Source organism: Moorena sp. SIO4E2 (genome assembly GCF_010671945.1).
Lineage (GTDB): Bacteria > Cyanobacteriota > Cyanobacteriia > Cyanobacteriales > Coleofasciculaceae > Moorena > Moorena producens.
In genome coordinates, this window is the sequence record NZ_JAAHIE010000647.1 from 1 (window position 1) to 3,693 (window position 3,693).

The 3,693-nt window shown below is 45.8% G+C and carries 4 protein-coding genes; 3 read left to right on the forward strand and 1 reads right to left on the reverse strand.

The window, feature by feature from the left end; genetic code table 11:
- A partial coding sequence (locus F6K37_RS34730; RefSeq protein ID WP_287255379.1) for a ShlB/FhaC/HecB family hemolysin secretion/activation protein occupies window positions 1–1,428 on the forward strand: 1,428 nt, incomplete at its 5' end.
- Window positions 1,429–1,785: 357 nt separating this feature from the next.
- Here the strand turns inward: F6K37_RS34730 and F6K37_RS34735 are convergent.
- On the reverse strand, window positions 1,786–2,076 hold the full coding sequence (locus F6K37_RS34735; protein ID WP_131826858.1) for a hypothetical protein: 291 nt from the start codon (window positions 2,074–2,076) through the stop codon (window positions 1,786–1,788).
- A 230-nt stretch (window positions 2,077–2,306) separates the two neighbouring features.
- On the opposite strand from F6K37_RS34735, the gene F6K37_RS34740 reads away from it, so the two are divergent.
- Both F6K37_RS34740 and F6K37_RS45060 read left to right on the forward strand, forming a co-directional pair.
- Window positions 2,307–3,482, forward strand: a complete 1,176-nt coding sequence (locus F6K37_RS34740) for an RNA-guided endonuclease InsQ/TnpB family protein (RefSeq protein ID WP_008189792.1) — start codon at window positions 2,307–2,309, stop codon at window positions 3,480–3,482.
- Between the two features lie 96 nt (window positions 3,483–3,578).
- Window positions 3,579–3,693, forward strand: a 115-nt coding sequence (locus F6K37_RS45060) for a type II TA system antitoxin, ParD family (RefSeq protein ID WP_353838867.1), incomplete at its 3' end; no start/stop codon positions are given.

The following is a 3,693-nucleotide window of genomic DNA, read 5'->3' on the forward strand; positions in this document are numbered from 1 at the left end:
AATACCGTTTTGCAAGAAGAAATTGCAGATAAAAAAAACCAATATGAGAACCGTGAAGTAAGGTTTGAGGAGTTGCTTCAACTGCGTTCTGCCATTACTGAGCTCTACATTAAAAATGGTTACATCACCTCTGGCGCATTTTTGCCCGTCCAAGACTTTAGCAAAGGTGTTGTGAAAATCCAGGTGGTTGAGGGTGACTTAGAACGGATTGAACTGGAGGGATTAAACCGTCTGCGGGAAGGATATGTGCGCAGTCGCCTTGAACTGGCAACTAACCCACCATTAAATCGAAGCCGCTTGGAAGAAGCCCTGAAACTGCTGCAACTTGACCCTTTACTCAATCAAGTGGATGCCGACTTAACTGCAGGCAGCGGCTCTGGTAGCAATATTTTGCAAGTGAAACTCAAAGAAGCGTCTGCCTTTCACGCTGGTATTTCTACCGCCAACAACCAATCTCCCAGCATTGGTTCACTACAAACCAGGCTGTTTGTTGCCCATGATAATCTTTTGGGTTTTGGCGATCGCTTCAGCACTCAATACAGCTTTACCGAAGGGCTAGACCTCTACGATATCAACTATTCTATCCCCGTCAATCCCTACAATGGCACCCTTACTGTACGCTACAACAACAGCGACAGCGGCATTATCGCAGATGAATTCGAGGAGTTTGATATCGAAAGCGAAACTCGCACCTTTTCTGTTAGTTTTCGCCAACCGATATTACGCTCCCCAGAAAGTGAATTTGCTCTGAGTTTAGCCCTAGACTTGCGTCGCAGTCAAACCTTCTTACTCGGGGAACCTTTTTCTTTCTCAGTTGGTCCAGAAGACGGCGAATCCAAGGTAACGGTATTGCGATTTTCTCAAGATTGGATAGACCGTAGTAGCCCTAGTCGGATATTAGCTGCTCGCTCTCAGTTTAGTTTTGGGTTGGGTGCCTTTGATGCAACTATCAACAATAGTGGGACTGACGGGCGATTCTTTAGCTGGTTGGGACAATTCCAATTGGTACAACAGTTGTCACCGAGAACGACGCTGATCACACAAATTAATGCTCAGTTAACCCCAGATTCTTTGCTCTCCCTAGAACGTTTCAGTATCGGTGGCGTGGATACAATCAAAGGCTATCGACAAAACCAACTGGTTGCTGATAACGGTATCCTGGGTTCCGTACAACTCCGCATCCCTCTCACCTCAGACCCCACCAGGCTACAACTAGCCCCTTTTTTTGAGATCGGTACAGCTTGGAATAATCTAGATCCTGACCCTGACCCCGCCACCATTGCTAGCTTGGGAGTAGGTTTGCGATCGCAGATTATCTCTGGTTTAGATTTGCGCCTAGACTATGGTATCCCCTTGATTGAGGTCAACAACCGGGGAAATTCACTACAAGAGAATGGTTTCCACTTTTCAGTGGGCTACCAGCCCTAGGTTCGCAGCTGAGTTTTGACCAAAAGTCTATGCGATGAAGCGAAGCTTCCGCTAAAAGCGATCGCATTTAACTTAAATTCCTCCATACTAATGGGGTTAACAACCCATAAAACCCTTTTTAAATTCGGGTTACAGCAATTGCTTCCGGGAAACTGTACCCATGTGTAATTTGGGTTTATTTTTGCGATTGACATGCAGGTCACGCTACGCGATTGGCCGTAGGCCACGCTAAAAGCGATCGCATTCCTCTAAAACTCTAGGTGTAATCCTCTCAAGACCACCATCAGATAAGCTTCAGAGCAATTGTGTCCATTAATGGAAGTCAAAAAGTGAATCTCTCTGGATAGGCTTTGCCCACTAGGGGGATGAGCTGAGATTAGTTAGTGTTAGGCTCTTAGTGTCGATAACTACTCTTACCGGGATTACCTTGAGGGCAGCATGGAGTAGGGAGTAGGGAGAACAGAGTAGTGATGCAGCAAGGTCTTCGGATAAACTAAACTCCCGTGGGGGGAACCCCCAAGACCACGCTGTATGGCTTTGGGTCAATTCTTGTCCACTTTGCCCTGTTCCGAGATCCCCTGTTCCGAGATCCGCTGTTCCCGACTGCGTAAAAGCAACAAAAGTTGTTATTCCAGAAATGTTGTTCAAGAACAACATAGGGATTTCCCATGCCTAGGCTTTCGATTGAGATCACCAAAAATAGGGGGTCTGGGGGATAATCCCCCGCAGCCAGCCGTTCGCGCAGCGTGACAAGCAGGTCAATGGGTTCAATACCCTTGTTCGCGTAGCGTCGGACAAAGCCCGAGGTTGGCGGCGAAATCTTCCGGAATATCCAAAATCTTGATGTATAATAGCAATAGATACTCACATGTGAATTTATGGAGATGGAAACCACAGTATTAACAATAGTTTGCAAGATTCAACCGACACCCCAGCAAGCCGACAAGATTGAGGCCACACTTAAGGGGTTTGCGGATGCTTGCAACTATACCAATGCTGTCGTAAAATCCTCCATAACCAGCAAAAACACGATACAGGCTCAGGTTTACAAATACATCAGGGAAACCTATAACTTAAGCGCTAATTTAGCGGTAAGAGTTTGTGGACGTGTGGCTGCAAACAGAAAAACAGCTAAACATAAAAACAAGCCTGTATCAAATTTCAGTCCTACTAGTGCTGATTATGATGCCAGAATTTTCAGTTACAGAGAAAAAGATCAAACTGTTAGCTTAACTTTAGTAGGTGGCAGAGAGAGATTTACCTTGCAGATTGGTAACTACCAAATTGGCAAACTCAAAGGCAAGCAACCTACCTCCGCTCAACTATGCAAGCATCGTGATGGTCAGTATTATGTTCATATCCAAGTTAAGGAAAAAGCTCCATTACCTCAAAAAAGAGAAAAGGTTATTGGAGTAGACTTAGGGCGCACGGAGATCGCTGTTACTAGTGAAAACCTGAGTTTTTCTGGCAAGCAAGTAACGGAAACTAGAGACAAATTTGCCAGAGTAAGAAGACAAATTCAACAGAAAGCCTCGAAGGGCACAAGAAGTAGTAGACGCAGATGTCGCCAACTTCAGAAACGGCTATCAGGCAAAGAAAGACGTTTTCAGACTTGGGTTAACCATAATGTAAGCAAGGCTATTGTTGAATCAGCAAAGTCTCAAGGAGCAGTTATCGCTCTGGAGGATTTGACAGGTATCAGAGAGAGGACGAACCTACAGCCAAGGTCTAAGACCGAAAAAAGAAGGTCTAACAGTTGGGCTTTTTATCAGCTTAGAGAATTTATACGGTACAAGGCTTTAGAAGCTGGGGTAGAAGTCATCTTCGTCAATCCTCGCTATACCTCTCAAACGTGCCACAAGTGCCTGCATATCCATCCAGTAAAAGGCAAGTCTTATAGGTCCCGAAAACGCTACAAGTGTAGTGCTTGTGGATGGATTGGAGATGCTGATTTCAATGGTTCTATGATGATTAAAATGCTGGGGCAGAGTGTAACCCTGCCCGGAGGTTCGTACTTATCCTGTTCTCTAACAGATATTGTACAGGGCTACTAAAAGCCCCCGGCATAAGCGCCGTGGGGATTGGTTACCCCAGAACAGCATCAGAAGCTCAAAGCGATGTTCCTTTAGAACCGCTTCGCGAACGCAGCCCTGAGCGGCAAAACGATTAAGGAATATGTGCTTGAACGCTCTCTGCCTGATGTGCCCATCAACCCAGAACTAAGCTCCGAAGAAGCCCTCGCTCAACTGTCTGCCTTTCTCAAGC

Coding starts and splice junctions, on each gene's coding strand:
- F6K37_RS34740 (WP_008189792.1), top strand. CDS start 2,307: ATGGAGATGGAAACCACAGTATTAACAATAGTTTGCAAGATTCAACCG.